Raw genomic sequence first — 24,626 nt, forward strand, 5'->3', positions numbered from 1 at the left:
TAGGCAGAGCTTCAAGTACTCAGGCGTTTACCGGTTGTGCCTGCGTGACCGCTTCCGCTTTGACGGTCGGGCGATAGAGCACCCAGTAATACGACCCCAGGCAGATCAACCAGCAGAAAATCGCCGTCCACACGTTGTGCGAAAAGAAGTGCGCACCCTGCATCATCCGGCTGATCGAGAACACCGAGCCCAGCGCAAAGGCAAAGATGAATGCCTGCCGCGCCAGTCGCGGGCGACGGTCACGCAGCACGAAGAACAGCGCAAACAAGGTGAAACCCGTTGCGGCATGGCCACCGGGCCAGCAACGTCCGGGCTTGTCGGTCGGCGGGCGGTGATCCAGCAGTTTGCTGTAGGTTTCATGGCCGCCGAACTGCTCAAGGCTCCACGGGCACTGCACGGCAGTCACGGCTTTCATCGGTGTCACGAATGACGTCGCCAGGCCCAGCGACAGCACCAGGCAACCCAGCTCACGCTTGAAGGGCTTGAGCCGCGCGATGAAGAACGCCGCGATGAAACCAATGACGGAAAACACCGAAAACGCGATCACCACCTGTTTGGCGCGGTCGTGAAGGATGTTTTCCAGGAAGTAACTGTGGCGCCCGATGAAGTCGCCGGCGGCGGGGTCGTAAAACATCCGGGCCAGGTTCATGTCCAGATCGGTCAGTTCGAGCAAGACCAGAATGGCGGCCGCGACGGCGGGTATCCCCAGGCACAGCCAAAAATTCAGCGGGCGAGGGGCAGGGCGTACAACGCTTGATGACATGAGGGATCCAGAACGGGAAAACGCCCCGGGGCATCAGCCCGGGGCGCTTCGATTAACGATCGCTGACTTGCGCGGCACCCTCCTTGGGCGCTTTCCAGCCAAGCAGCTGTTGCTTGAAGCCATAACTGGCGGTTTGGTAATACGTGATGGCGCGACTCACCAGCGGGTCGTCGCTGTTGACCCGGGACTCGCGGCTTTCGGTCAGTGCGTCGTCATGCCGGCGCAGGCCCTGGCGTGGACTGAGGATCGCCAGATCCTTGCCGTCGAACAGCCCCAGATGCTGATAGTTGCCCACCACGACCCGAGGCGGCAGCGGGTTGTCCTGCAGCAGATTGCGACCGAAGAACGTCGACTGGTAATCCAGGTTCAGCAGCCCCAGCAGAGTCGGCGCGAGGTCGATCTGGCTGGCCAGTTGCGCGTTCTCCCGTGCTTCGATCAGCTTCGGTGCATAGATGAACAGCGGGATCTGGTAGTTGGTGATCGGCAGGTCTTCCTTGCCCGCGCTGCCGGCGGTGTGGTCAGCAACGAAGATGAAGATCGTGTTGTCGAACCACGGCTTCTCACGCGCCTGCGCCAGGAACTGGCCGATGGCGTAGTCGGTGTACTTCACCGCACCATCACGACCGTTGCCGGACTTGATATCGATCCGGTTATCCGGATAGGTGTACGGACGATGGTTGGAGGTGGTCATCAGCTGCAACAGGAAAGGCTGCTGCTTGGCGTAGTCGGCGTCCGCCAGCTTCAGGGTCTGTTTGTACAGATCCTCGTCAGCCATGCCCCAGGCGTTCTTGAAGTGAATCTCCGACTCATCGACGCTGCTCTGATCGACAACGCGATAACCGTTGCCACTGAAGAACGCGTTCATGTTGTCGAAGTAGCCACGCCCGCCGTACACGAACACGCTGTCATAGCCGACAGCGCTCAATTGCTGGCCGAGGCTGGCGAAACCGCTTTCGCGACCGATGCGCTTGACGATCGAACGGCCCGGCGTCGGTGGAATGGCCAGGGTGATGGCTTCCAGTCCACGGTCTGTGCGAGTGCCGGTGGCGTAGAAATTGTTGAAGTACAGGCTCTGCTTGCGCAAGGCGTCGAGGTTCGGCGTCAGGTTGCGGCCATCACCATTGCTGCCCAGGTATTTGGCGCTCAGGCTTTCGATGGTCACCAGCACGATGTTCGGCTTGCGGGTGACGCCGGGGTTATCGATATTGCGACGGATGTCCTGCGGATCCTGGCCGACGAAACGGGCATTGGGCTCGTTCAGTTCGGCACGAATCTGACCGGCAACCTTGTCCGCTGGCAGGCTCTTGTAGAACTGGCTGTAGTCCAGTTCGTTGTTACGGAACGCGGCGAAGAACTGATACGGGCCATTGCTCGCCAGTTCATTCTGATAGGCGTTGCCGCCCTGGGCACGCGGTGCGTCCTGACTGACCAGTTGCAGGCTGAGGCCCGCCACCACCAACAGCGCCAAGGCATTCAGCAGCCGACCGCGCAATGGCGGTAGCGGAGCGTTGAGCGCTGCATTGAATGCCTTGCGCAAGACAAGACTCAGCCCCACGGCCAGAACCGCCAGGATGCTCAGCAACTTGCCGATCGGATATGACTCCAGCACGTTGTTCAGCACTTCGTCGGAGTACACCAGGTAGTCGACGGCGATGAAGTTGAAGCGCACCCCGAACTCATCCCAGAACAGCCATTCGGCCACCGCCGTGAACAGCATGGCGTACAGGCTGACGGTCAGCAGTCCCTGCAGGAACCAGCGGTGACCGCGACGGCGCCACAAGGCCGGCGGGCACAGCAGCAGATACAGGCCCATCGGCAAAGCGGCATAGGCGAGGAAGCCCAGGTCGTAGACCAGACCGACACCGAACACGGACAGCGCACCGCCACCGGCCTCATCCAGATGAGTCAGCAGCAGTACGATACGGGTAAGGAGAAACACGACCAGCCAGGCACCGGTGACCAGCAGCAGATAGCGCATAGGCGCTGTCTTGAAGAAACCCATTGTTTTCTTTTCCTTTTATCAATGGCGCGGGAGTTTCGCGAAGCCACTGTAATGAGGTTGTGAACCGATAGTGAAAACTTTGTTAAAGATTTATGTTGGTTGAGCAAATCGATCTGTCGGGGCTGCAACCCTAGCCCTGAGCCGAAGTTGGCCGTAAGCTGCGCGGGCCATGACGGCCGTTACTGTGTACGGAAGAGGTGCCCATGCGAATTCTATTGGTCGAAGACAACCGCGATATCCTGGCCAACCTGGCCGATTACCTGGGCCTGAAGGGCTATACCGTCGATTGCGCCCAGGACGGTCTGTCGGGCCTGCATCTGGCGGCTACCGAGCACTATGACCTGATCGTGCTCGACATCATGTTGCCCGGCATCGACGGCTACACCCTGTGCAAACGCCTGCGCGAAGATGCGCGCCGCGACACGCCGGTGATCATGCTCACCGCCCGCGATCAACTCGACGATCGCCTGCAGGGCTTCAAGTCCGGGGCTGACGATTACCTGGTCAAACCCTTTGCGTTGTCGGAACTGGCCGCGCGGGTCGAAGCTGTGATGCGCCGGACCCAGGGCGGCGGTCGCCGTTCCCTGCAGGTCGGTGACCTGAGCTACGACCTCGACACACTCGAAGTGACCCGCGAAGGCAAGCTGCTCAAGCTCAACCCGGTCGGCCTCAAGCTGCTCGCGGTGCTGATGCAGAAGAGCCCGCATGTACTGCGTCGGGAAATTCTCGAAGAAGCCCTGTGGGGCGATGACTGCCCGGACAGCGACAGCCTGCGCAGCCACGTCCACCAATTGCGTCAGGTGATCGACAAGCCGTTCGCCAAACCACTGCTGCACACTGTGCACGGCGTGGGTTATCGCTTGGCCGAGGGCCGCGATGGAGTTTAAGCAAAGCCTTGCCCAGCGGATCATCATCGCCTTTGCGCTGATGAGCGCACTGGTGGCAGGGGCCTTCGCCATGGGCATCGTCGCGACCGTGCACCTGGTGGAAGAAAAACTGATTTCCGCAGGACTGGGCGGCGACTTGCAGCGCCTGTTGTTGATGGACAACGTCTCGGACTGGAGCCATCGGCCGGAGCCGGATCAACTGTTCTATTTCAGCGGCGGCCCGGGTGACTTCGAGTTGCCCAAGGATCTGCGGCATCTGGATTCCGGGTTCCACGAAGTCTTCCGCGAGCAGCTGTCGTATCACGCGATGGTCGAAATCGTCGACGGCCGGCGCTATGTGCTGCTGCAGGATCAAAGCGATTTCGAAGAGCGTGAGCGCGTACTGTTTGCCGTGGTGCTGGTGGGCTTCGTGCTCAGCCTGGCGCTGGCGGTTTTCCTCGGCTGGGTGCTGGCACGCAAGGTGATGGCGCCGGTGGTCCGGCTGGCGCGTCAGGTGCGTCATCGCGATCAGTTGCTGGGGCTCGCACCGCCGCTGGCGCCGGACTACGCCGCCGATGAAGTGGGTGAACTGGCGGTGGCATTCGATGCGACGCTGGGGCGTTTGCGTCAGGCGCTGACGCGTGAGCGGCTGTTCACCAGTGACGTCAGCCATGAGTTGCGTACACCGCTGATGGTGCTGGCCAGTTCCTGTGAGCTGCTGCTGGAAAACCCGGGCATCGATCAGCGCGGCCGCGCCCAGGTCGAACGCATCGCCCGTGCCAGCGAAGAAATGCGCGAACTGGTGCAGACTTTCCTGATGCTGGCCCGTGCCCAGCGCGAAGATGCGGGGGCAGCGCCCCAGCACAGTCTCGGCCAGGTGGCGGACAATCTGTTGGGCCTGTGGCGCGAGCCGATCGAGTCCAAGGGCCTGAATCTGATTTTCGAACCGGGCAACCCGCCGGAAACCCGTTACAACGCCACCCTGCTCAATGCCGTGATGGGCAACCTGCTGCGTAATGCGTTGCACTACACCGAGCATGGCTTCATTCGGCTGACGCTCAATGACAACGGCTTTGTGGTCGAGGACTCGGGCGTGGGCATTCCCGAGGAGAAACGCGAGGCGATGTTCCAGCCCTTCGTACGGGGCAGCGAAAAGCGTGGAGAGGGTCTGGGGCTCGGTCTGTCATTGGTACAGCGCATCTGCGAGAACCAGGGCTGGAGTGTCACATTGAGTACGATGGAGCCCAATGGCTGCCGTTTCGAAGTAGATCTTGGCAAGCGCTGAATCCCTCCCGGGCGACGTAAAAAAGCTGCCAACCTGAACGAATCCTGTATAACCTTGAAATAGTTCGGGGGTTTACGCGACGTTTTTTTCACAAAGGGATGACCTGACGCTGACACTCCCGTGCCTAAGGTGGAGCTATCAGCATTCAGGAGTCCCGACGATGGCCGGCCCGATCAAACTCGATTTTTCCGAAAAGTACGACGACAACCACGCGCAGAAATACCTGCGCAAGCATCAGGATGGTCTGGGGCGTCGTTTGTCCAACTGGCGAGATCAGCAGTTGGCTCGCAAGGCACTGACCCTGGTCGGTGAGCCGGGGCTGGTGCTGGATCTGCCGTGCGGTGCCGGGCGTTTCTGGCCATTGCTGGCAGAGAAGCCCAATCGGGTGATCATCGGGGCAGACAATTCCGAGTCGATGATCAAGACGGCGATGCAGGCCCAACCGGCGGATGTGGTGAAACGGGTACAACCCTTGCACACATCGGCGTTCGACATTGCGTTGCCTGACAACTCCGTGGACAGCATTTTCTGCATGCGTCTGCTGCACCACATCGGCGAGGCCGAGCATCGGCAGACGATTTTGCGTGAGTTCGAACGCGTTACCCGGGACAGTGTGATCATTTCGTTGTGGGTAGATGGCAATTTCAAGGCCTGGAAACGCAAGCGCGCCGAGAAAAAACGCGGGCAGGAAGGTTACCAGAATCGATTTGTGCTACCGGCCGCTACGGTTGAAAAGGAATTCGAAGAGGCAGGATTCAGGATCCAGGAACAACTGGACTTTATTCCGCTCTATGCCATGTGGCGAGTTTACGTACTACGCAAGAGGTAAGAGGATGGCAGTGCAATTTGCAGCAGAAACGGGAGTCGCTCCCCAGGATCGCTTTGACTACTACTGGAACCAGCGCGGTGAATGGGTGGAAGAACCCAACGTGCGTCGTGGTGGTGAAAGTGGTGTACAGCGGGTGGTGGGGCGCGATGGTCAACTGCTGTATGCCAAGCGCCAGACAGGCCATATCTATCGCAGTTGGCTGCACCCGTTCGGGCGACCGACTGTTTTGCGTGAACTGGATGCACTGACCGGTGTAACGAAACTCGGCGTCCGGGTGCCGGAAATTGTCTTTTGCGGTGCTCAGCCTGACCCGCAGCACAAGTGGCGGGCGTTGCTGGTCACCAAGTCGCTGGACGGCTTTCAGGAGCTTGAACAGTGGGAAGCGGCAGGCGGCCGCGAGCAGTACGGTGAAGCGGTGTATGAGCGTGTACTCAAGGATCTCGCGGAGAACCTGGCTCGCATGCACAAGGGTCGCTGGCAGCACAGCTGCATTTACATCAAGCACGTATTTGTCCGCGTCACCGGCGAGGGTGAGTCAGCCAAAGTCGAAGTGGCCCTGATCGATCTGGAAAAGTGCCGTCAACGCCTGACCGCTCATCGCGCGGCCTCCCATGACATGAAACAATTGCGCCGCCACTCGTCGTTCAGCCCTACGGACTGGAAGAAACTCGTCTATTTTTATGAGACGGCGTTTGGCAGCGCTATCAAAGGTTTATAGCGATGAAACTAGAAATTGCGCGAGGTTTGTTTCTGGTAGGAGCCTTGGCAGTTGCATCTTTGGCGGTGGCGGCCTGGGAACAGCCACGCATGCAAGTGATCGGGGCATCGACCAACGATGCCCATTGTCCGATGCCGCGGGTGGCGAAAGCCTCCGTGGCAACCAAGCCCGACCATGATTTGCTGCTGTTCATGTTCGGACTTTCTCAAGGGATGAGGCCGCAGAGTTGAAACGTCTACAAGAGCCAAAGGCCTCGCACATGCGAGGCCTTTTTTTATGCTTGTGTGGAAGCGGCGGTCAGGTGGAGGGTTTGGGATCGGGTTTGGCCAGCACGGTGTAGACGCAGGGCAAGACGAACAACGTAAACAACGTCCCGATCGACATCCCGGTGGCAATCACCGTCCCGATATCGAAGCGGCTCACCGCACCCGCGCCACTGGCGAGGATCAACGGCACCATGCCGAACACCATGGCAGCGGTGGTCATCAGGACGGGTCGCAAGCGAATCGCCGCCGCTTCCTCGACCGCTTCACGGGGCGTCAGGCCCTTTTCCTTGCGCAGTTGATTGGCAAATTCGACGATCAGGATCCCGTGTTTACTGATCAGGCCGATCAGTGTCACGAGCCCGACCTGGGTGTAGATGTTCATGCTCGACCAGCCGAGGAACAGCGGAATCAGCGCCCCGCAAATCGACAGCGGTACGGTCACCAGGATCACCAGCGGGTCGCGGAAACTCTCGAACTGCGCCGCCAGCACCAGGAAAATGATCGCCAGCGCCAACGCGAAGGTGACCCACAGCGCGCTGCCTTCCTGTACGAACTGCCGTGAAGCGCCGCCGTAATCGAAAGCAAAACCGGCGGGTGCCTCTTCCCGGGCGATCTGCACCACGCTCTCGATGGCCTCGCCCATGCTGACCAGTGGGAACCCGGACAGCTTCGCCGCATTGAGCTGCTGGAACTGGTTGAGCTGTCGCGGTCGTGCCCGGTCGGTCACGGTGATCAGGGTCGACAGCGGCAACAACTCGCCCTGGGTGTTTTTCACGTAGTAATTGTTCAGCCAGTCCGGATTGTCACGGTAGGCCCGTTCAACCTGGGCGATGACCTTGTAACTGCGACCCTCGATGGTGAAGCGGTTTATCTCCGCTTCGCCAAGCAGGGTGGCGAGGGTGCCGCCCAGATCCTGCATCGACACGCCCATCTGCGCCGCCTTGGCGCGGTCGATATCGACCACCACCTCCGGTTTGTCGAAGGCCAGGTCAAGGTCGACGAACGCGAACTTGCCCGACTCCATCGCACGCTTCTTGATCCGGTCAGCCACCTGCAGCAACAGCTCGTAGTCATTGGCCGTGTTGATCACGAATTCGAACGGAAGACCCTCGCCGGTGCCGGGCAGGGAAGGCAGGTTGAAGCCGAAGATCTGCAACCCCGGGATGTTGCCGAGTTTGCCCTGCACCTCGGGAAGAATCTGCATCTGTGTACGGCTGCGCTCGTTCCACGGTTTGAGCAGAAAACCGCCGATACCGGTCTGCACACCGTTGTAGCCGTTGATCTGGAACGAGGAGTAGTACTCCGGGAATTCCTTGAAGATCTTCACGAACTCGTCGGTGTAGGTGTTCAGGTAATCGAGGTTGGTCGGCTGCGGCGCGTTGGCCATCATGAAAATGATGCCCTGGTCTTCATCCGGCGCCAGTTCCGATTTGGTGAACTTGAGCAGCACTGGAATCAGGCACAGCACGATCACTGCGAACACCAGCACCACTGGCCGGGTGTTGAGGGTGCCGTGGAGCATGCTCTGATAGCGTCGCTTGAGGTTTTCGAAGATCCGGTCGAGTCGGTGGGCAAGTCCGCTGGGGTTTTCTTCATGTCGCAACAGAAAGGCACACATCATCGGTGACAGGGTCAGGGCGACGATGCCGGAAATCACCACGGCCCCGGCCAGAGTCAACGCAAACTCCTTGAAGAGTGCCCCGGTCAGCCCGGTGAGGAAACCGATCGGCGCATACACCGCTGCCAGGGTGATGGTCATCGAGACCACCGGCATCGCGATTTCCCGGGCGCCCTCAAGTGCGGCGTCCAGCGGTGTCTTGCCTTCTTCGATATGTCGGTGGATGTTTTCCACCACGACGATGGCATCGTCCACCACTAGACCGATCGCCAGCACCATCGCCAGCAGGGTCAGCAGATTGATCGAGTAGCCCATCATCTGCATGAAGAACATCACGCCGATCATCGACAGCGGAATGGTCACCACCGGGATCACCACCGAGCGCAGGGCGCCGAGGAACAGGAACACCACCACGATCACGATCAGCACCGCTTCGAACAAGGTTTTCACCACCTCGTCGATGGAGGCCTGGATGAACAGCGTCGCGTCGTAGGCGATCTCGCTCTTGAGGTTGGGCGGCAACTGGGCCTCCAGCTCGGGCATGATCTTGCGCACTTCCTTGATCACGTCGAGCGGGTTGGCGCCGGGCGTCGCCTTGATCCCGATGTACACCGAGGGCGTACCACCGAAGGAACTGATGGAGTTGTAGTTCTCCGCCCCCATTTCCACCCGCGCCACATCGCTGAGCAGCACACGGCTGTCACCACTGACCTTGAGCGGAATCTTGCCGAAGGCCTCGGCCGACTTCAGTTCGGTGTTGGCGTTGATACTGGTGACCACGTACTCGCCTTTTACCTCGCCGGCGGCGGAGAGGAAGTTGTACTGGCGCACCGCGTTGCTCACGTCGCTGGCGCTGAGGCCGAAACCGGCGAGTTTCACCGGGTCGATCCACAGGCGCATGGCGAACACCTGGTTACCCAGAATCTCGGCTTCGGCCATGCCTGGCAGCGTCGCCAGTTTTGGCTGGATCACCCGCGACAGGTAGTCCGTGATCTGCGGGTTGCTCAGTTCCTTGCTGAAGAAGCTGATGTACATCAGTGCCGAGGCATCGGCGGCTTCCTTGCTCAGTACCGGGTCTTCGGCATCCTGTGGCAGTTTGTTTTTCACCTCGTTGGCCTTGGCCAGCAGTTCGGTGAACAAGCGGTCGCTGTTGGAACCGATGCGTGCGTAGATCGAAATCACCGAGAAGTTCTGCCGACTGACCGAGGTCATGTAGTCGATGCCCTCGGCGCTCGCCAGGCTCTGCTGCATCGGCTGGGTGATGTAGCCCTGGATGGTTTCGGCGTTGGCCCCGGGGTAGGCGGTGGTCACCGTGATCAGGGCGTTTTCCATTTGCGGGTACTGGCGCAGCGGCAGCTTGCTCCAGGCCTGGAAGCCCAGCAGCACAATCAGCAGGCTGACCACGGTGGCGAGCACCGGGCGGCGAATGAACGGATCGGTAAAGGCCATGAGGATTCCTTGATCAGTCAGCGCGGCGCGGACTGTTCTGCTCGCCGAGGGTCTTGTCGTCACTGATGGCGATGTGCGCGCCGTTGTCCAGTTTGATCTGGCCGGCCGTCACCACTTGTTCGCCGCTCTGCACGCCCTTGTTGATCATCACCAGCCCCTCGCGGCGCTCACCGGTTTCAATGAAACGGCGCTCGGCGATCAGTACCGGTTGGCCCTTGTCGTCTTTCTCGACACTGCCGTCCTCGGCTTTCTTCTGCCCGACCACGTAGATCGAGTTGCCGTAAAGGGTGTAGGTGATCGCGCTTTCCGGCACGACGATGTGCTTCTGCGGGTCCGGCAGCAGCACTTCAAGGCTGGCGAACATGCCCGGCAGCAACTTGCCGTCGGGATTGGCCAGCGTCGCGCGGACCAGAATGTTGCGGGTGGTGCTTTCGACAATCGGGTTGATCGCGCTGATCGCGCCAGGGAAGTTCTGCCCGGGATAGGCGGCAACCGAAATCTGCACTGGCTGACCGATGGCCAGCTTCGGCACAGATTGCTCAGGCACATAGAAGTCGGCGTAGAGGCTGCTCAGATCCTGCAGGGTGGCGATTTTCGTGCCGCTGGCGAGATAGTCACCGACGTCGACCTGACGGATGCCGATGGTGCCGCTGAACGGTGCGGAAATGCGTTTTTTTGCCAGCGATGCATTGAGCTGATTGACCGTGGCCTTGTTCTTTTGCAGGACCGCCGAGAGTCGGTCGTACTCGCCTTTTGAAATGGCACTGCTGCCAACCAGCTGGCTGCCACGGCCGAAGTCCAGTTGCGCCAGACCGAGGTCGGCCTTGGCGGTTTCCAGCAGTGCGGATTCGACGGCGCTGTCGAGTTGCAGCAACGGTTGCCCGGCCTTGACCTTCTGGCCTGATTCGAACTTGAGTTCGGTCACGGTGCCGGCGACTTCCAGGCTCAGCTCGACACCCTGCAGCGCCTTGAGCGTGCCGACGGTAGGCAGGCGCATCTGCCACGGGCGCTCGGCGGCGGTGGCCACGGCGACGCTGATCGGCGGCTTCGGTTTGGCAAAGCCCTGGATCATCGTGTAGATCGAGAAGGCCTTGTAACCGGCGAGGAGCAGAACGATCAGCAGTACAACACCCAACATGATCAGCATGCGGCGACGCAGCATATTCCAGTTCCTTGGAGAAAATCAGGCGAGACAGGCGGGCACATTACCCCGACTCCGGCAGGGATTCCAACTGCCAGTTTTTACAGGGTGTGATGGAGGAAGGTGTAGAAAAGCGGTGCCGCCGACCGAGCGGTCGGCGGCGAATTTCAGGCCATCAGATGAAGATGGTTGTCCCAGAGCCCTGCGGGCAAATCCAGCGGTTTGGCCAGCAGTTCGTCCTGGCGGCAATCGTAATAACGGCAACGTCCTTGCCCCGAGGTCACGACAAAACCGTCCTTCACCGCACCGACACCGGCGCAGTCGGGTAACGGTGCATCGAGGCGTACTTCGCCGCTGTCCAGATCCCAGATGAAGAAGCGGTTGCCACGCGGTGCGGTCAGCGCCACCAGACGCAGGTCGCTGTGGACGGCGACGCTGGCGGTGTAATGACCCATCGACTGCAACTGATGCTCCGGCACCGGGAACGCCACGAACGGCTGGCCCGGACGTTTGATCGCCAGCAACTCGGAACGCTCCTGGGAAGGCCCCATGAATTGCTGGCCGGCGACGATGGTGCCGTCGCCGGCGATCCCCAGGTGCCGCACGCTGTTCATCGACTGGGCGAGGGTTTCCTTGCTCAGCAGGGTGCCGTCGCGTTGCATCAGCACCAGGCTCGGTTCCATGGCGTCGAGGTTCATGTCGACCCGGCTTTCGGCTTCGGTGCGGATCCCGCCGTTGGCCACCACCAGGGTTTCACCGTCGGGCATCCACGACACTTGATGCGGGCCGAGACCGTGGGTGGAAATCTCGCCGCTGTGCACCAGCCGTTCACCCTCGAACTTGTACACCCCGAGCAGGCCGCGGCCCGGATCGGTGGTGTCGTTCTCGGTGGCGTACAGGTAATCGCCGCTGTGGTGGATCACCGCGTGGCCGTAAAAATGCCGGTTCGGCTGCGAGGGCACGGTCTGCAACAACGCACCGTCGCGCAGGTCGATCAGGTAGCTCTCGGTGCCCGGACGCCGGGCGACGAACAGCGCGATCGGCAGCGTCGGGTGATTGATGATGTCGTGGCAGCGCTGGCCGACTTCAGTGGCGAACACTCGCGTGCCGTCCAGTCGATAGCCGACGGCGTAGTGCTTGCCGTCGGTGTCGTCCCGCGCCGACAGCAGCAGCGGGCTCTGATCCTTGCGCTTGAACAGCGTCCAGCCGCCCAGTGTCACTGCTCCCAGCAGCAAACTACCTAAAGTCAGAGCCTGGCGTCGCAGCATGGCACTTGCCCTCATCAGTCACCGTCGTTGGCGTTGAAGCCCAGTTGGATGCCCAGCGCCTTGGCCAGTTCGCCTTCGTGCAGGCGATGGACGACGTTGAGGCTGTCGTAGATGTCGTTGAGTTGCTGGCGACCGGCGTCGTCTTCGAGCATTTCAGTCAGCGAGCGTTGAGTGCTGCCGAACAGTTTGAGCGAGGCTGCGTAAGCGGCGTCGATCTTGTCCGCCAATGGTTTCTGCTCAGTTGGCAGCAAGCCGCGCAGGCCTTTGTTGTCGACGCCTTCCCAAACGGTCTTGGCGGCGGCGAGGCTGGCTTCCATGGCCGTCAGCGACGACTGGCTGCGCCACGCATCGGCCTGGAACGGTTGCGGTACGCCTTTGCTCTGGCGGCCCATTGGCGTACCGAGCTTTTTCTTCAGGGTGTCGAGGGCGGTGACCTGTACCCGCAGCAGATCAGCGATCGCTTCGTGGGAATCGGCGTAGCGCTGGTTCGGGAACTTGCTCATCTGCGCAAGCATGCCGTCGGTGTTGTTCCAGCTGCTGAGGATCTCTTCGGCCAGGAGTTTCTGGCGCTCGCCAATGGCCACCAGTAGCGGGCAGTACTTGGCTTTCTGCGCGTCGTTGGCCACGTCAGGCTTGGCGTCGAACAGGATGTACTCGTAGGCCGACAGGCCCTGGACCACGACGCTGGACTTGGCCAGTGCAGCGGCATCGATCTGCGGCTGGGCGGTGACCAGTTGCTCGACCTGACGGCCGACCAGGTTTTTCTTGTCCGGCCAGAACTGCACCTGCCACGAGCGATTGCCCTCGGCCAGTGGACCGATCAGCAGCGGTTGCAGCTCGGCCCAGGCTTTCTGCGCGTGCAGGAAGTCGGCGCGGGCGGTTTCCAGGTTTTCCTTGCCCTGACAGTAGGCGAGGGCGCTGACAGCCAGTTGCTTGTCGGCTTCGACCCAGCGGGTGTAAGTCGGCAGGATCACCGATTTGGCGATGGCGGCCGAGGTGACCGCTTGCGGGTCTTGTGGCGAGCACGCGCCGAGGGCCAGTGCGGCAAGGCTGGTGAACAACAGCTTGGGACGGAACATGTCGGGCTCCCGATTCTTTTAAGTGTTTAAAGTGAATTCAAAAACGCCAGCAGCGCGGCACGCTGCTCGGCATTGAAAGACAAAACCTGTTGCTGCGCCGCCTTGGCTTCGCCGCCATGCCAGAGCACCGCTTCGAGCAGGTTGCGGGCGCGGCCGTCGTGCAGAAACTGAGTGTGACCGCTGACCGCCTGCGTCAGGCCGATGCCCCACAACGGCGGCGTGCGCCAGTCGCGGCCGCTGGCCTGGAATTCGGTGCGGTTGTCGGCCAGGCCTTCGCCCATGTCATGCAGCAGCAGATCGCTGTACGGGCGAATCACTTGATTGGCCAGTTCAGGTTCGGCCGCGTTGGCGGCGGTGGTGTATTTCGGTGTATGACAGGACTGGCAGCCAGCCTGGAAAAACAGATTCTTGCCGGCCAGCACCTGGGCATCGTTGACGCCCCTGCGTGCGGGAACGGCGAGGTTGCGGCTGTAGAACAGCACCAGGCGCAGGATGTTATCGCTGACTTCAGGTTCGCCGTCCGGGCCATTGCCATTCGGCGCCTGTTTGCAGGCGATTTGCGCGTCGGTGCAGTCATCAAACGGTCTCAGGCTCGTGGTGAGGCCCATATCACCAGAAAACGCGTGAACATTTTGTTGATTGAGGTTCGGTTGGCCGGCTTTCCAGCCAAATCGCCCCATGACCGTCTTTTGCTGTGCGTCATCCCAGACGCGGTTGGGCCGGCCGTTGATGCCGTTGTTTTCTTTGGCCTGCGCGGCGGCGTTGGCGAGAATCGCTTCCTCGGGGATGGCTTCGAGCAGACCCAGGCCGATCATCGGTGGCGCAACGCGTGCGGAGAAACGTGTGTCCGGGTGCATCGGGCCGTAGCCGAGCTGGGTGATCTGTAAGACCGGCTTGCGCAGCTCGATTTCGGTGCCGTCCTTGAAGCGCACCGGCACTGGCGTGTAATCGACCCGCACCTTGCCTTCCGGTGCAACGCCGGGCACGGCCATGTCCTGGAACTGCCCACCGTAGACCGGCTCCGGCACCACGCCGACCTGCTCGATCAATCTGGCGTACTGCGGCGCATCGGGAATCGACAGGCGCACCAGCATCGATACGGCGTTGGGCGCATCCGGCGTCGGCGGATGGCCGCGGCCGTCCTTGATGTGGCAGCCCTGGCAGGCGTTGGTGTTGAACAACGGGCCGAGGCCGTCGCGGGCGGTGGTGGTCGACGGTGCGATCACCCAAGGGCTGCGAAAGAAGCTGTTGCCGACGCTGAAGTCCACCCGACGCGAGGGCGGAAGATTCGCGGAGGGCAGGGAAAATGAATTCTGATCCGTCTTGCGTACGGTCGCGGCGCCGCCGGAGCGGGCTTCGCCGGGCTCGGCCTTGGTGAAACGCGGGGCGTCATCGCAGGCACTCAGGCCCAGGGCCAGAAACAGTGCGGACAAGCGAAGAGGCAGCGAGGGCATCAGACTTCCTGCAAGAGGGGCGAATTTAAAGGCGCAAAGTCTAACAGGGCGAGGGGGTTTGAATAAGAGGAATTATCGTTTGCTTGATACACGTCAGGTCAGCCAGAACGAACAAGGCGACCCGGAGGTCGCCTTGTTCAGTCAGACGCGCTTGATCAGAACTCGTGATCAGCGTTGTCCGGGTTCAGGTCGCTGATACCCAGCTTGCCGGCCGCCGTTTCGATCGAACCGGTCTGCTTGACCAGCGAGGCGATGGCGTCACGAACGATCTGGTTGCCAGCGGTGTTGCCGGCGGCGATCAACTGGTCGTAGTGCTCACCCTTGTTGGCGTGATCGACCATGACCTGGATCTTGGCTTCGGTAGCGGCCAGATCGGCTTTCAGGGCGGTGTCGGCAGCCGGGTCAACCTTGGCCACCAGCGACGACAGGCTGGCGCCGGTCATTTTGGTGCCGTCGACGCGGGTGTATTCGCCCAGGTAAACGTTACGAATGCCTTTGGCATCGTAGAAGTGCGAGTTGTGGGTGTTGTCGCTGAAGCAGTCCTGTTCGTCTTCCGGGGAGTTCGCTTCCAGGGACACCTTCATGCGCTCGCCAGCCAGCTCGCCCAGAGACAGGCTGCCCATGCCGAACAGCATTTTGCGCAGGCCGCTTTCGGCCGGTTCGGCTTCCAGGGTGGCGCGGTAGTTGTCGGCCACGTTCGGCTTCCAGTTGCCGACCATTTCTTCCAGGTCGCTGACCAGCAGTTGGGTCACGGCTTTCAGGTAGGCACGACGACGATCGTTGTGACCGCCGGTGGCGCCAGCGCCTTCCAGGTAATCCGATGCCGGACGGTTGCCGGCGCCAGGGCCGGTGCCGTTCAGGTCCTGGCCCCAGAGCAGGAATTCGATGGCGTGGTAGCCGGTGGCAACGTTGGCTTCGGAACCGCCCAGCTCGTTCAGGCTGGCGAGTTTTTCCGGAGTGATGTCCTTGACGTCGACCTTGTCTTCGCCGACCTGTACTTCGGTGTTGGCGATGATGTTGGCGGTGGCGCCCGGGTTGCCCAGTGCGTGTTCGTAGGATTTGTCGACGTAGTCGATCAGGCCTTCGTCCAGAGGCCAGGAGTTAACCTGACCTTCCCAGTCGTCGATGATGGTGTTGCCGAAGCGGAACACTTCGCTCTGCAGGTAAGGAACGCGGGCGGCAACCCAGGCTGCACGTGCGGCCTTCAGCGTGTCGGCGTTCGGCTTGGCGAGGAAAGCGTCGATAGCGGTCTGCAGGGTTTTCGCGGTGGATTCGGCATCGCTGTAAACGGCGAAGACCATGTCGGCGTAGTGCGCGACCACAGCCTTGGCAGCGGCCTCGTCGACTTTACCGGCAGTGGCAGGAGCCGCCGGCGCGGCGGTGCTGGCGGCTGGCGTCGGCGCTGCTGGAGCGGCGGCCTTGTCTTTGCCTTCGCCGCAACCGGCGAGGGAAATAGCGATGGCCAGCAGACTGGCGGTAGCCAGAGGCATACGAATCATGGCGAACATCCTGCTTCGGTAATTGAGTGGACAGGCGCGGGGGTGCGCAAAAGCTGCGACATAATGCAAATCTTTCGCATTATGTGTAAAGGGTTGTGGCTGGAAATATTTCCTATTCGCGCGGGGTTTGCGCTGGATCAACGGTGCCGGGCACAAGGCGCGTGGCGGCCCTTGCCGGCAGCGTTCAGAGGATCGCCGCGTTGCTGCGCTGGGCCTGTTTGAGATAAACGCTCAACTCCCGCGCCGGCAGCGGCTTGCTGTAGTGATAGCCCTGACCTTCATGGCAGCCTTCGGAGATGATGTAGGTCTCCTGTTCGGCGGTTTCCACGCCTTCTGCGATCACCTGCATGCCGAGGCTTTTGCCCAGTTGAATGATGGCGCGAACGATGGTCGCGTCATCGTCGTCATCCAGCAGATCCTGGACGAAGCTCTTGTCGATCTTGATCTTGTCCAGCGGCAGACTCTTGAGATAGCTCAGCGAGGAGTAGCCGGTTCCGAAGTCGTCGATGGCGATCAGTGCGCCGGAGCGGCGCAGGCTCAGCAAGTGCTGGGCGGCGGTGCTGATGTCTTCCATCAGGCCGGTTTCGGTGACTTCCAGTTCCAGGCTTCGCGGCGGCAGGCGGTACATCTGCAACAGGTTGTTGACCACCCGGGGCAGCTCGGCGTGGTGCAGTTGCACGGTGGACAGGTTGACCGCCATGCGCAGGTCGACGAAACCCTGATCGTGCCATTCGCGCAGTTGTTTGCAGGCCTGATCCAGCACCCACTCGCCGATGGCGATGATCGTACCGTTCTGTTCGGCCAGCGGAATGAACAGGTCCGGCGGCACCAGTCCGTGCTCCGGATGTTGCCAGCGGATCAGGGCCTCGACACCGACCACGCGGTGATCGCGGTAGCTGATCTGTGGCTGATAGACGAGGTAGAACTGATCCCGCAGCAAGGCATCGCGCAGGTCTTTTTCCAGTTCGCGGCGACGGCGCATCTCGCTGTCGACGCTGGCGATATAGAACTGATAGCGGTTGCGCGAGCGGGTCTTGGCCAGGGTCATGGTCTGCTCGGCTTTCTGCAACAGCTTCTCGGTGCTGTCGCCGTCCTCCGGGAACAGGGTGATGCCGATGGTGGCGCGCAGGCGGATTTCCTGATGGTCGAGGGCGAATGCCGCTTCCAGATCATCGAGGATGCTTTGCGCCAGTTCCGCCGCTTCGTAAGGTTGTTCGATGTCGGCCTGTACCAGGGCGAACTGGTCGCCGCCCAGGCGGGCGAGGGCGCCGAGACGGCCGCTGTGGGCGCGCAGGCGATCAGCGAGGGCCAACAGCAATTGGTCGCCGGTCTGGTAGCTGAATTGTTCGTTGATGCCCTTGAAGTCATCCAGCCCGACGCACAACACCGCGACCCGGCGCTGCAGCTTGCCGGCGTCCACCAGAATCTTGTCCAGCTGTTGCTGCAATTGCTGACGGTTCGGCAGGCCGGTGAGGAAATCGTACTGGGCCATGCGCAGCAGACTGTTCTCCGCTTCGTGGCGCAGATGGGTGTTGCGTTCGATGGATTCGAGCAACTGGTTGGCGGTGTTGATCCAGATGCCGAGTTCGTTCTTCTCGTGGCCCTTGAGCTGCGGAATCTTGTGTTCGCTGGGGCGGTCCGGGTTGATTTCCGTGAGGTGCTCGATGATCCGCGACAGCGGCTTGGTCAGCAGCCAGTGATAGACCAGATACAGCACCAGGCCCATGGCCAGGGCGCGCAATACGCCGGAAATGAAGATGATCACTGAACTGACGATGAAACCCTGACCGTAGGTGGCGGTGTCGAGGGTGATGCTCAGGTCGCCGTAATATTCGCTGTAGGGGCCGCGACCCACCAGTTGGGTGGTGAACGTGCGCTCCTGGCCGAGAATCAGGTCGGTCAGCCAGCGGCTGTTGGAATGCTGCAATTCACGGGATTTCTGCGCGAGCATCGCTTCGTTGGGATGCCCGATGGAGGCCTGGCGCACGGCGTCGTCCTGGAACAGGCCTTCGATCACCTGCATGCCCATCTCCCGGTCCAGGCTGTAGACGGCCTGGGTTGAAGGATCGCGGAACATGTCGAGGATGCGTTCGGCATCGCCGGCGACGGCCTGGCGTGTTTTATAGGCATCGAAAACGATCTGCGCGCAGCTCAAGACCACGCCGACGATCAATGCCGACAGGAGCACGACCCGGAGCAACTTCACCGACAAGCTGTTCTTGAGTTCCAGCTTCAAAGGGTTATTCCTTGTTCCGTGCGGGTAGCGTCAAGTTGCCATGAGTATTGGCAATCCCGTGTTGGCAGTCAAAGGGACAATCGAGCCGCGGAAAATTTGTCCGTGGCCTTGGCCGAAATGCTGCTGCCTGGAGTATTTGCCCTGGTTGTACTGTGTCGGTAGTTTTGGCCTCCAACTTGAGGGGCGTCGGACATTTTTTCCTCTGTTTGATGTTAGTCCGCTGTGGCTCGGGAGCAAGGGGACAAGGGCTGCTTTGCGTGTGGGAAATGGCCCTGTTTGCGATCAGATTCACCTTCGTGTTTTTCGCAGGCATAAAAAAACCCGGCAATAGCCGGGTTTTTTGTCTGGCGCGCAGCTTAAGCGGTGAAGGTCTTGCCTTCGAACTGCTCGGCCACGAACTTCCAGTTGACCAGGTTCCAGAACGCCTCGACGTACTTAGGACGCAGGTTACGGTAGTCGATGTAGTAAGCGTGTTCCCAGACGTCGCAGGTCAGCAGCGGGGTGTCGCCGCTGGTCAGCGGGTTGCCGGCGCCGATGGTGCTGGCCAGAGCCAGGGAACCGTCAGCCTTTTTCACCAGCCAGCCCCAGCCGGAACCGAAGGTGCCGATCGAGGTTTTGCTGAACTCTTCCTTGAACTTGTCGAACGAACCGAAAGCAGCGTTGATGGCTTCAGCCAGGGCGCCGGTTGGTTGACCGCCGGCGTTTGGCGCCAGGCAGTTCCAGTAGAAGGTGTGGTTCCAGACCTGAGCGGCGTTGTTGAAGATGCCACCCGAGGAAGTCTTGACGATTTCTTCCAGGGTCTTGCCTTCGAACTCGGTGCCTGGCACCAGGTTGTTCAGGTTCACGACGTAGGTGTTGTGGTGCTTGTCGTGGTGGAATTCCAGGGTTTCCTTGGAAATGTGCGGCTGCAGGGCATCGTGTGCGTAAGGCAGCGGCGGCAATTCGAAAGCCATGATGATTCTCCTAATCAGGTCTGTTGCGGTGAGCGCAAGGCCGATCACGGGCGGCCAGAAATGCACCGGCGAGTTTTTACTCTTTGCGGCGCAGGGTTCGGATCATAGCACCGGGGGTGCGGCATAACCACGCAACAACTGTGTGGGATAGAGGTTCCAGAGCCTTTTGGAATAAATCACGAAGCCAATATCAATTGCCCGGCCACCGTAAACATCATTACCGCCACCAGCAGATCGAGAATTCGCCACGTACCCGGCCGTGCCAGCCACGGTGCCAGCCATGCCGCGCCGAACGCCAGAGTGAAAAACCACAGCAGCGAAGCGCTCGCCGCGCCCACGACATAAGCGCCGGGCACTGACTGTTGCGCGCCAAGGGAGCCGATCAGCAGCACGGTGTCCAGATAGACGTGCGGGTTGAGCAGGGTCACCGCCAGTGCACTGAGCATCACCGCGCGCAATGAACGCACGGTCTGGTTTTCACCCTGTTGCAGGCTCTGTTTCGAGCAGGCCCGGCGCAACGCCTGGCTGCCGTACCAGATCAGGAACACCGCGCCGCCCCAGCGGGCAACCGCCAGCAACGTCGGGTTCTGCGCCAGCACCGTGGCCAGACCGAACACGCCCGCCGCCACCAGCAGCGCATCGCAGGCGACGCACAGCGCGGCAACCGGCAGGTGATGCTCACGACGCAGGCTCTGGGCCAGGACAAAAGCATTCTGGGTGCCGATCGCCATGATCAGCCCGAACGCCACCAGCAAACCGTTGGTATAGCTTTGCCACATGACAATTACTCCGCGTTGGCTGCGAGATCGCGCAGCACTTGCATGGCGCGTTCGGCGTCGGCCTGACCGACGAACAAATGGTCGTGGTAGTAGCCGGCAATCACGTTGCAGCTGATACCGGCCTTGCCCAGTGCGGTGGCGAATGCGGCGGTCAGGCCGACGGCTTCCAGCGCCGAATGCACGTTCAAGGTGATCCAGGCCGCAACGTAGTCGAAACTGAAACCGGCGCGTTCGGCGTGGGACCGTTCCAGAATCACCGTCAGGCCTTCCTGTTCGCGGAAACTGCCCACGACCTCCAGACCGCTCGGCAACTGACCGTCGCGCAAGGTGCAGAACACGTATTCGCCGGCATTGAGCTGCGGGCTCATGCTGCGCAGCAGGGTGGTCAAAGAGGTTTCGCCAGCCATGGGGGTGGTCCTTGATAAAGAGTGCTTGCTGGCTATTCTCCGGGCAGACGCTGTATAAGAAAAACCAATAGTGCTGATCGCTCATTAGGAAAACTGATGTTCGACTACAAATTGCTTTCCGCTCTGGCCGCCGTGGTCGAGCAGGCCGGATTCGAACGGGCGGCGCAGGTGCTGGGCCTTTCGCAATCGGCGATTTCCCAGCGGATCAAACTGCTGGAAGCGCGGGTTGGCCAGCCGGTGCTGGTGCGCGGGACGCCGCCATCACCCACCGAGATCGGTCGGCGCCTGCTCAACCATGTGCAGCAGGTGCGCCTGCTCGAACGGGATTTGCAGACGCTGGTGCCGGCGCTGGACGAAGAGGGCCTGCCGGAACGGCTGCGCATCGCGCTGAACGCCGACAGCCTCGCCACCTGGTGGGCCGAGGCGGTGGGCGACTTCTGCGCCGAGCAACATCTGTTGCTGGACCTGATCGTCGAAGACCAGACCGTCGGCCTCAAGCGCATGCGCGCCGGTGAAGTGGCGGCCTGTGTCTGCGCCAGTGAACGGCCGGTGGCGGGCGCCCGCAGTGTGTTGCTCGGGGCGATGCGCTATCGGGCGCTGGCCAGCCCGGCATTCATCGAACGGCATTTCCCCGACGGCGTGCGGGCCGAACAACTGCCGCGCACCCCGGCGCTGGTGTTCGGTCCAGACGACTTTCTGCAACACCGCTACCTTGCGTCCCTCGGCGTCGATGGTGGTTTCGAACATCATTTGTGTCCGTCATCCGAAGGTTTTATCCGCCTGACCGAAGCCGGGCTCGGCTGGGGGCTGGTGCCGGAATTGCAGGTGCGCGAGCAACTGGAACGCGGCGTATTGCGCGAACTGTTGCCAGATAAACCGATCGACGTGCCGTTGTACTGGCATCATTGGCGCAATGGCGGCCAGTTGCTGGGGTTGTTGACCGACCAACTGGTGCGTTCGTCGTCGCAATGGCTGGTGCCGTTGGACTGACGGCCAGCGTCAAGACTCACGAATCAGGCAAAACGAAAGACAGCGGAGCTCTACATGAAAATTCTGGTCACCGGCGCAAGCGGCTTCATTGGCGGACGCTTTGCGCGTTTTGCCCTGGAGCAGGGCCTGGACGTGCGGGTCAACGGTCGCCGGGCCGAAGGTGTCGAGCATTTGGTGCGTCGGGGTGCCGAGTTCGTTCAGGGCGACCTGAGCGATCCGGAACTGGTGCGTGCGCTCTGCACCGACGTTGAAGCCGTGGTGCATTGCGCCGGCGCGGTCGGGTTGTGGGGCCGTTATCAGGACTTTCATCAGGGCAATGTGCAGGTCACCGAAAACGTGGTCGAAGCCTGCCTCAAGCAACGGGTGCGGCGCCTGGTGCATCTGTCGTCGCCGTCGATCTATTTTGACGGCCGCGACCACCTCGGCCTGACCGAAGAACAAGTGCCCAAGCGCTTTAAACACCACTACGCGGCGACCAAGTATCTGGCCGAGCAAAAGGTCTTCGGCGCCCAGGAATTCGGCCTCGAAACCCTGGCCCTGCGCCCGCGTTTCGTCACCGGCGCCGGGGACATGAGCATTTTCCCGCGCCTGCTGAAGATGCAGCGCAAAGGGCGTCTGGCAATCATCGGCAACGGCCTGAACAAGGTCGACTTCACCAGCGTGCACAACCTCAACGAAGCGTTGTTGAGCAGTCTTCTGGCGGCCGGTTCGGCACTGGGCAAGGCCTACAACATCAGCAACGGTGCCCCGGTGCCGCTGTGGGATGTGGTCAATTACGTGATGCGCAAAATGGAAATCCCACAGGTCACCAAGTACCGTTCCTACGGGCTGGCCTACAGTGTGGCGGCGCTCAACGAAGGCGCATGCAAACTCTGGCCGGGACGTCCCGAACCGACCCTGTCGCGGCTGGGCATGCAGGTGATGAACAAAAATTTCACCCTCGACATCAGTCGCGCCCGGCATTATCTGGACTACGATCCGAAAGTCAGTCTCTGGACGGCCCTCGATGAGTTCTGTGGCTGGTGGAAGGCCCAGGACATTCGTTGATACGAAGTGCTGAACCCAGCCACGGGTTGGGGGTCAATCCCTGCGGCTGCGGGGTTTATACTGCGCCGCAATCAGCCATTACCGGGTTTCACAAAGGTTGCCTCAATGTCCATGCGTAACGATGCACACGACGACGATTTCGACGATGTTCCGAGCCTGCGCGCCGACACACTCGATGACGACGATTTCCCTACCACCACTCGCACTTCCGTGCATTCGCGCACGCCACCCGTGGTCAAGGTAAAGTCGGCCAGCACCGGGCCATTGTGGGCGCTGGTTGGCGCATTGTTCTTTGCCTTCATCGGTCTGGCCTGGTGGAGTTTCCAGCAGATCTCGCTGATGGAGCAGCAACTGGTGGCGACCCAGGAAAGTTTCGCGCGGATCAGTGAAGAAGCGGCGGGACGCCTGCAGGACATTTCCGGCAAGGTCGTGGCCAGCCAGACCAACGTCAACACCGACAGCGAAGCGCTGAAACTGCAGATCAAACAGTTGCAAAGCGCACTGCAGGATCAGAGCAAACAGCAGCAGGGTGTGGCGGGTCAGGCGACGGATCTGGACAAGCGTCTGGCGCAGATGACCGCCCAGACCACTGAACAGCAGAACGCCAACACTCAGTTGCAGGCTCAGGTCAAAGCCCTGAGTGCAGAGCTGGCAACGCTGAAAAGCACGCCGGCCGACACCAGCAAGGTCGATGCCCAGCTGAAAAACTTCGATGCACAGGTCAAGGGTTTCGATGCGCAGTTCAAGAGCCTCGGCGCCGACATCACGGCCCTGAAAAAACAAGGCGGGTCGAACGCCGCGATCGATCGTCTGGAACAGGAAATCGTTGTGCTCAAGAGCGAGCAGGACAACCGTCCGGCTTCGGCACAGGGCGGCTCCAGCACCGCCGAGTTCGATGCGTTCCGTGGGCAGATGACCCGCAACCTCAACACCCTGCAGGCGCAGATCCAGAACCTGCAACAGCAGATCAACGCCCGGCCGTGAGCCCCTTCTGTGGCGAGGGCGCGAACGCCCTCGCCACACACCCATCGCAACATTCAGAAGCTTTCTGAATATCCATACCTGCCGTCAGGCCGTCTACGCTCTTGAAACACCAACAAGAACGAGGGATGCGTCATGGGGTTTGTGCAAAAACTGGCCTGGCTCGGCGCGGTGCTGTTGTTGAGTTTCGGACAGGCCAATGCGGCCACGGAAAAGGATGACAGCAAGGCCGCCATCGCCTTGCTGGAAAAGGCTCTGGCCTACTATCACGACAATGGCGACAAGGCGTTCGCGGCGTTCAGCCGCCAGGGCGAATTCGTCGACAAGGATCGCTACGTGTTCGTGGTCGATACCAAGGGCGTGATGCTCGCCAGCGGCGGGCCGTCTTCGGCGCTGATCGGCCGGGACGTGAGCGAAGTGCTCGGGCCGGATTTGCAGAAAGCGTTCAAGGACGCGCTGAAAGTGCCGGAAGGCAACGGCATCCAGCAAGCCGAATATCGCTGGCAGAATCAGGCCGACGGCAAGGTCGAGCGCAAGCATGTGTTCTATCAGCGCATCGGTCAGCGGATTCTGGCGGTCGGTTATTACTTGCCGCGAGCATCGGCAGAACAGGCGAAATCATTGCTCGACAAAGCCGCCACTGATTTGACCAAGGACGAAAAGGGCATGCTGATGGCGGTCAACTCGCTCAAGGGCGGTTACCTGCAGGACGACCTTTACGTGTTCGTGGTGGACCTGAAAACCCAACGTTACGTCGCCCATGGCACCAACCTGCGGTTGATCAATACCGACTTCGCCAAGGTCAAGGACCCGGAAGGCAAACCGGTGGGCGAGCCGATTCTGGCGCTGATCGGCAAACAGGATGAAGGCGAGTATGAATATCGTTGGAAGAACCCGGTGACCGGCAAGGTCGAGGACAAACATGCCTACCTGAAGAAGGTCGGGGATTTCCTGGTGGCGGTCGGTTATTACAGCGCTTGATCCCAGTGGGCTCCC

General features: G+C 60.9%; 21 protein-coding genes. 9 read left to right on the plus strand and 12 right to left on the minus strand.

Annotated features, from left to right (window positions below; all coding sequences use genetic code 11):
• Window positions 1-19: 19 nt before the first annotated feature.
• Window positions 20-763: a phosphatase PAP2 family protein gene (locus AC1RMX_RS15715; RefSeq protein ID WP_493066024.1), complete on the minus strand. Its 744-nt coding sequence runs from the start codon at window positions 761-763 to the stop codon at window positions 20-22.
• 52 nt (window positions 764-815) lie between these two features.
• On the minus strand, window positions 816-2,765 hold the full coding sequence (locus AC1RMX_RS15720) for an LTA synthase family protein (protein WP_096818427.1): 1,950 nt from the start codon (window positions 2,763-2,765) through the stop codon (window positions 816-818).
• Between the two features lie 203 nt (window positions 2,766-2,968).
• Here AC1RMX_RS15720 and colR point away from each other — a divergent pair, with 203 nt between their 5' ends.
• The 5 genes from colR to AC1RMX_RS15745 all read left to right on the plus strand — a co-directional run bounded on the left by colR (window position 2,969) and on the right by AC1RMX_RS15745 (window position 6,693).
• Window positions 2,969-3,652 carry a two-component system response regulator ColR gene (gene colR / locus AC1RMX_RS15725; RefSeq protein ID WP_065258608.1) on the plus strand — a complete coding sequence of 228 codons (684 nt, stop codon included), beginning with the start codon at window positions 2,969-2,971 and terminating at the stop codon, window positions 3,650-3,652.
• Window positions 3,642-4,916: a sensor histidine kinase gene (locus tag AC1RMX_RS15730; protein WP_493072511.1), complete on the plus strand. Its 1,275-nt coding sequence runs from the start codon at window positions 3,642-3,644 to the stop codon at window positions 4,914-4,916. The genes colR and AC1RMX_RS15730 overlap by 11 nt, the downstream gene beginning before the upstream one ends.
• Before the next feature lie 160 nt (window positions 4,917-5,076).
• Complete coding sequence (locus tag AC1RMX_RS15735) at window positions 5,077-5,745, plus strand: class I SAM-dependent methyltransferase (protein ID WP_096818423.1); 669 nt, start codon at window positions 5,077-5,079, stop codon at window positions 5,743-5,745.
• 4 nt (window positions 5,746-5,749) lie between these two features.
• Window positions 5,750-6,463, plus strand: coding sequence for a lipopolysaccharide kinase InaA family protein (locus AC1RMX_RS15740; RefSeq protein WP_096818422.1), 714 nt, complete (start codon window positions 5,750-5,752; stop codon window positions 6,461-6,463).
• 2 nt (window positions 6,464-6,465) lie between these two features.
• Complete coding sequence (locus AC1RMX_RS15745) at window positions 6,466-6,693, plus strand: hypothetical protein (RefSeq protein ID WP_102620748.1); 228 nt, start codon at window positions 6,466-6,468, stop codon at window positions 6,691-6,693.
• 67 nt (window positions 6,694-6,760) lie between these two features.
• Here AC1RMX_RS15745 and AC1RMX_RS15750 read toward each other — a convergent pair whose 3' ends face one another.
• The 10 genes from AC1RMX_RS15750 to AC1RMX_RS15795 all read right to left on the minus strand — a co-directional run bounded on the left by AC1RMX_RS15750 (window position 6,761) and on the right by AC1RMX_RS15795 (window position 20,612).
• Window positions 6,761-9,796 carry a multidrug efflux RND transporter permease subunit gene (locus tag AC1RMX_RS15750; RefSeq protein ID WP_096818419.1) on the minus strand — a complete coding sequence of 1,012 codons (3,036 nt, stop codon included), beginning with the start codon at window positions 9,794-9,796 and terminating at the stop codon, window positions 6,761-6,763.
• A 13-nt stretch (window positions 9,797-9,809) separates the two neighbouring features.
• Window positions 9,810-10,958, minus strand: coding sequence for an efflux RND transporter periplasmic adaptor subunit (locus AC1RMX_RS15755; RefSeq protein ID WP_096818418.1), 1,149 nt, complete (start codon window positions 10,956-10,958; stop codon window positions 9,810-9,812).
• Window positions 10,959-11,104: 146 nt separating this feature from the next.
• Window positions 11,105-12,205: a DUF1513 domain-containing protein gene (locus tag AC1RMX_RS15760; protein ID WP_493072512.1), complete on the minus strand. Its 1,101-nt coding sequence runs from the start codon at window positions 12,203-12,205 to the stop codon at window positions 11,105-11,107.
• Between the two features lie 14 nt (window positions 12,206-12,219).
• The gene (locus AC1RMX_RS15765) at window positions 12,220-13,284 is read right to left on the minus strand and encodes an imelysin family protein (RefSeq protein WP_096818414.1); all 1,065 of its coding nucleotides are present in this window, start codon (window positions 13,282-13,284) and stop codon (window positions 12,220-12,222) included.
• Window positions 13,285-13,310: 26 nt separating this feature from the next.
• The gene (locus AC1RMX_RS15770; RefSeq protein WP_493072513.1) at window positions 13,311-14,738 is read right to left on the minus strand and encodes a di-heme oxidoreductase family protein; all 1,428 of its coding nucleotides are present in this window, start codon (window positions 14,736-14,738) and stop codon (window positions 13,311-13,313) included.
• Between the two features lie 155 nt (window positions 14,739-14,893).
• Entirely contained in the window at window positions 14,894-16,237 is a 1,344-nt protein-coding gene (locus AC1RMX_RS15775) for an imelysin family protein (protein WP_096818411.1), read from the minus strand.
• A 184-nt stretch (window positions 16,238-16,421) separates the two neighbouring features.
• Entirely contained in the window at window positions 16,422-18,473 is a 2,052-nt protein-coding gene (locus AC1RMX_RS15780; RefSeq protein ID WP_102620744.1) for a putative bifunctional diguanylate cyclase/phosphodiesterase, read from the minus strand.
• Window positions 18,474-18,829: 356 nt separating this feature from the next.
• Window positions 18,830-19,426, minus strand: a complete 597-nt coding sequence (locus AC1RMX_RS15785) for a superoxide dismutase (protein WP_003227660.1) — start codon at window positions 19,424-19,426, stop codon at window positions 18,830-18,832.
• A 176-nt stretch (window positions 19,427-19,602) separates the two neighbouring features.
• Window positions 19,603-20,205, minus strand: coding sequence for a LysE/ArgO family amino acid transporter (locus tag AC1RMX_RS15790; protein ID WP_065258596.1), 603 nt, complete (start codon window positions 20,203-20,205; stop codon window positions 19,603-19,605).
• A gap of 5 nt (window positions 20,206-20,210) precedes the next feature.
• Window positions 20,211-20,612 carry an ACT domain-containing protein gene (locus AC1RMX_RS15795; RefSeq protein ID WP_007953258.1) on the minus strand — a complete coding sequence of 134 codons (402 nt, stop codon included), beginning with the start codon at window positions 20,610-20,612 and terminating at the stop codon, window positions 20,211-20,213.
• Window positions 20,613-20,708: 96 nt separating this feature from the next.
• Between AC1RMX_RS15795 and AC1RMX_RS15800 the strand changes: the two genes are divergently transcribed.
• The 4 genes from AC1RMX_RS15800 (at window position 20,709) to AC1RMX_RS15815 (ending at window position 24,611) form a co-directional block, all read left to right on the plus strand.
• Entirely contained in the window at window positions 20,709-21,602 is an 894-nt protein-coding gene (locus AC1RMX_RS15800) for a LysR family transcriptional regulator ArgP (RefSeq protein ID WP_096818404.1), read from the plus strand.
• 54 nt (window positions 21,603-21,656) lie between these two features.
• Window positions 21,657-22,649, plus strand: coding sequence for an NAD-dependent epimerase/dehydratase family protein (locus AC1RMX_RS15805; RefSeq protein ID WP_493072514.1), 993 nt, complete (start codon window positions 21,657-21,659; stop codon window positions 22,647-22,649).
• A gap of 105 nt (window positions 22,650-22,754) precedes the next feature.
• Window positions 22,755-23,633 carry an ATPase gene (locus AC1RMX_RS15810; RefSeq protein WP_493072515.1) on the plus strand — a complete coding sequence of 293 codons (879 nt, stop codon included), beginning with the start codon at window positions 22,755-22,757 and terminating at the stop codon, window positions 23,631-23,633.
• A 132-nt stretch (window positions 23,634-23,765) separates the two neighbouring features.
• Window positions 23,766-24,611: a cache domain-containing protein gene (locus AC1RMX_RS15815; RefSeq protein WP_493072516.1), complete on the plus strand. Its 846-nt coding sequence runs from the start codon at window positions 23,766-23,768 to the stop codon at window positions 24,609-24,611.
• Window positions 24,612-24,626: the final 15 nt, after the last annotated feature.

The sequence above is a fragment of the Pseudomonas sp. GW822-FHT03F04 genome (assembly GCF_058801405.1).